2 protein-coding genes are annotated in these 4,443 nt (G+C 66.8%); both read left to right on the forward strand.

All coding sequences use genetic code 11. The annotated features are described in order from the left end of the window. Window positions 1-107 precede the first annotated feature (107 nt). Window positions 108-1,115, forward strand: coding sequence for a LacI family DNA-binding transcriptional regulator (locus ACTHQS_RS20940; protein ID WP_440172711.1), 1,008 nt, complete (start codon window positions 108-110; stop codon window positions 1,113-1,115). Window positions 1,116-1,207: 92 nt separating this feature from the next. Further along, on the forward strand, window positions 1,208-4,258 hold the full coding sequence (locus ACTHQS_RS20945) for a glycoside hydrolase family 2 TIM barrel-domain containing protein (protein ID WP_440172712.1): 3,051 nt from the start codon (window positions 1,208-1,210) through the stop codon (window positions 4,256-4,258). Window positions 4,259-4,443: the final 185 nt, after the last annotated feature.

Raw genomic sequence — 4,443 nt, forward strand, 5'->3', positions numbered from 1 at the left:
GTCACCGCCGGAACATCATTAATGGAGGGCCCTGACAAGGAATGTCAGGGCCCTCCGACTTTAACCACCACAACACCACAAGCCCCGGACGCCTAGACTTACCGTCTATGACCCCCCAGATCCAAGGACCCAGTGGCAAGCGGGCCACCATCCTGGATGTGGCAGCTGCAGCCGGCGTATCACGCCAGACCGTGACCCGAGCCATGAATGACATGGCCGGCATCAGCCGGGAAACCAGGGAACGGGTTCAGGCACTGGCCGCGGAGATGGGTTACATACCCAGCCGTTATGCGAAGGGCTTGGTGCAGGGCGCCCGGACTTCTGTTGGGCTCGCTATCCCGGATCTGACAAACCCCTATTTTCCGGCCTTTGCCTCCAGCGTGGTGGAGGCTGTCACCGAGCGCGGCTGGAATGTGGTGATGGACGACTACGGCCATGGCACCGGCAGCGCAGTAGATGCCGCGGCCCGGCTTGCGCCGCAGGTGGACGCCTTGATTGGTTACCTTGCGCCGCACCCTGATGAAGCGCAGGCGCTAATGGGCCGTCGCCCCGTCGTCGCCATTGATTCCCCGGGCACGGGCACTGCCGGCGGGATCTCCTTCGACTATCGTCACGCTGCGGGCCTCGCCCTCACCCACCTGTCATCCCGGGGCTGCCGGAACATCATCTTCCTGGACTCGGACCAGGGCGTCCACGCCAGCAGCCGAAGCGCCGCAGCAGCGGCCGAGGCGGAGCAGGCAGGCGTGCACCTCACCCGCCTGCCGGCGGAGCCTTCCGCGGCTGCTGCCAGATCGGCCATCGCCCTCCTCTCCACGGGCGGCGGGCGAGTCGATGGCATTCTCGCCTTCAACGATCTGATGGCAGCAGGGGCACTGAAGGCGCTGCACGAAACTGGCAGGTCTGTCCCAGGCGATTGTCCGGTCATCGGCATGGACGGGATACCGCTCGGCGAGCTGCTCACCCCTGAGCTGACCACCCTGTCTGTGGACCTTCGGGCGGTGGGCCGCGCCGCCGTCGGACTCGTGGACGGTCTTCTTTCCGGCGCGATCAAGGACCGCAGCCCCGAGGCCTACCTGACCCTGCGGCACCAGCTTGTCCTGCGGCAATCCGCTTGAGCCCTACTCAAACCGAAATCGAACGGTTAGGCTTCTTCTGCAGCTGCGTGAACGTTCACGCAGTACGATTCTCCCCCGCCGAAGGAAGACATATGCGAGTGCCTAACCCCGCCGCGACTGCTGGTTTCCAGCCCGACAGCACGGCCGCGGCCCCCTCCCGCCGCCTGGATCTTGGTGCCGCGGAGGCCCGGGAATTGGCCTCTCCGGCACCGGGGCGGGGAAGCCTTCCAGCACGGGCGTACCTCGAATCCGACGCACCCAGGCTCTTACTCAATGGGGAATGGCAGTTCCGGCTGAGCTCCGGAATCCGGACGGCACCCAACGACGGGTGGCAGCGCGGCGCCGGGCTGTCCGGCTTCACTGCCCTTCCCGTCCCCTCGAGCTGGAACATGCACGGCCACGGCTCCCCGGCCTATACCAACGTCCAGTTCCCCTTCCCGGTGGAACCGCCGCACGTGCCGGATGCCAATCCCATCGGCGACCACCTGGTGGCCTTTGAGGCAGGTTCGGAGTTCCTCCCGCACGCCGTGCTCCGCTTCGATGGCGTCGATTCGGCCGGGACCGTGTGGCTGAACGGGGTGGAACTGGGGACTACCCGCGGGAGCAGGCTGGCCCACGAATTCGATGTCTCCGGCGTCCTGGTCGAAGGAACCAACATCCTGGCGGTTCGGGTGGCCCAGTTCTCCGCCTCGAGCTACGTGGAGGACCAGGACATGTGGTGGCTCCCGGGCATCTTCCGGGACGTGACGCTGCAAGGCCGGCCGGAGCACGGCATTGACGATGTCTTTGTCCACGCGGGCTACCACCCGGGAACGGGCGCCGGCTCGCTCCGCGTTGAGGTGACCCGCTCGGGGCAGCCGATTGACGCCGTCGTCCGCGTTCCGGAACTTGGCCTCGAACTGGCCGCCGGGGTGGAGCAGCAAGTTCCCGGCGTGGAACCCTGGTCCGCTGAAACCCCACGCCTCTACGGCGCCACTGTCAGCAGCCCCGGCGAGACGGTCTCGCTGCAGCTGGGCTTCCGGAGCATCGCCATCGAAAACGCCCAGTTCAAGGTGAACGGGCGGCGGATCCTGCTCCGCGGCGTAAACCGCCACGAGCACCACCCCCGGTTTGGCCGTGTTGTGCCGCCGGATGTGGTGGAGGCCGAGCTGCGGTTGATGAAGCAGCACAACATCAACGCCATCCGGACCTCGCATTACCCGCCCCACCCGGAATTCCTTGCGCTGGCGGACCGGCTGGGATTCTACGTGGTTCTTGAATGCGATCTCGAAACGCACGGCTTCCATAGCGCCGGCTGGGCACAAAACCCCAGCGATGATCCGCGGTGGGAGGCTGCGCTGGTGGACCGGATGCAGCGGACGGTGGAGCGCGACAAAAACCATCCTTCGGTGATTATGTGGTCGCTGGGCAACGAGGCGGGCACCGGCAGGAACCTGGCGGCCATGTCGCGCTGGACCAAGGACCGTGACCCTTGCCGTCCCATCCACTACGAAGGTGACTGGTCCTCGCCCGACGTGGACGTCTACTCACGGATGTACGCGAGTCAGGCCGAGACGGAGCTCATCGGGCAGGGCATTGAACCGGCATTGGAGGATGCCGCACTCAATGCGCGGCGCCGCGCCATGCCGTTCATGCTGTGCGAATACGTACACGCCATGGGCAACGGGCCCGGCGGCATGAGCGAGTACCAGGAGTTGTTCGAACGGTATCCCCGGCTCATGGGCGGCTTCGTCTGGGAGTGGCTTGAGCACGGGATCACCGTCCCGTCCCCTGGCGGCGGCCACCACTTCGCCTATGGCGGGGACTTCGGTGAGGAGATCCACGACGGGAACTTCGTCACGGACGGGCTGGTGGACGCCGAGCGCAACCCCCGCCCCGGCCTGCTGGATTTCAAGAAGGTGATTGAGCCGCTGCATATCGGGGTGGCTGACTCCTGGGCCAGCTTCACCGTGCGGAACGGGCAGGACTTTGCGGACACGTCCGCTTTTCGGTTCCAGTACAAGGTGGAGGCCGACGGCGGCACCCGGCTTGAGGGGGCAGTTGCAGTTCCGCCGCTCGCACCGCAGTCGCGGGCTGTTGTGGAGCTGCCGGCCGGCGTCGCCCGGTATGTGGCGGGCCTGCCGGAGGCTTCGGCTGCAGTGCTCACGGTCAGCGGCGTCCTCGCCGCGGACACTGCCTGGAGTTCTGCCGGCCATGAGGTGGCGTGGGCGCAGGCGGTCCGGGCGGTGCCGCCACCCGCCATGCCGCCGGCCGTAGATCCCGTCGAGGTTAGCGACCAGGAACTCCGGCTGGGCCCTGCCATATTCGACCGGGCCACCGGCATGCCCACCTGCATCGGTGGCCTGCCCGTCGAAAAACTGGGCCTGGTCCTGTGGTGGGCACCCACGGACAACGACCTTGGCCGGGAGTGGGGGAGCAGCGACGAGCGGCCGCTTGCCATCCAGTGGAAGGAGGCGGGACTCGACCGGTTGCACACCCGCCTGCTTGGCATCAGCGCCGAAATAACGCCCGACGGCGGCGAGCACCTTCGCGTCAGCACGCGCATGGGGGCGGCGGACAAGCAGTTCGGAGTGTTGGTTGACTACGAGTGGAGCAGCGCCTCGGATGCCTTGGCGCTGCGGACGCAGGTGAAGCCCGTGGGCGACTGGGTGAACGGGGGCTTCGACGTGGAATGGGCCCGCATCGGGCTGGAGCTTGTGCTGGGCGCCGGGACAACCACCGTGGGCTGGCTCGGCCAAGGTCCGCACCAGAGTTACCCGGACACCGGGCAGGGCGCCCGGACAGGATGGTTCGAACTGCCCCTCGCCGACCTGGACGTGGAGTACGTCCGCCCCCAGGAGTCGGGGGCCCGGTCCGGCGTGCGGTCCGCGGTGTTGAGCACGGGTGGCAGGGAGGTGCACGTTTCCGGTGGCCCCTTTGCGCTGACAGTCCGGCCGTACAGTATGCAGGCCCTGGCGGCGGCAACCCACAGGCCGGATCTCATTCCGGACGGGCGCACCTACATCTACCTCGACCATGCCATGAGGGGTGTGGGGACGGCAGCGTGCGGGCCCGGCGTTCTGGAGCCATACCGGTTGAAGCCGCGGGAAGCGGCCTTCGAGCTGGTCCTCCAGGTGACTGGGAACGACATGCCGCAGATGTGAGCCACTCCACAGAGGCATTGGATTGATGTCGAAGGGGCTGAAACCCTCGCCAGGGGCCTCGAAAACCGCGTATTTTCGGGGTTTTCGAGGCCCCTGGGGTCCGGTGTGGCCCGATTTGCGGTGGGGGTTGTGTGCGGGTATTGTTTTCTGAGTCGCCGCCGCTGAAGCGGAAAAATAGCGGCCAA

Origin of the sequence: Arthrobacter sp. SAFR-044 (assembly GCF_051965175.1) — a bacterium.
Classification (GTDB): Bacteria; Actinomycetota; Actinomycetes; order Actinomycetales; family Micrococcaceae; genus Arthrobacter.

Excerpts from the sequence above, each read along its gene's own strand:
- ACTHQS_RS20940 (WP_440172711.1), top strand. The coding sequence starts at position 108 with ATGACCCCCCAGATCCAAGGACCCAGTGGCAAGCGGGCCACCATCCTG.
- ACTHQS_RS20945 (WP_440172712.1), top strand. The coding sequence starts at position 1,208 with ATGCGAGTGCCTAACCCCGCCGCGACTGCTGGTTTCCAGCCCGACAGC.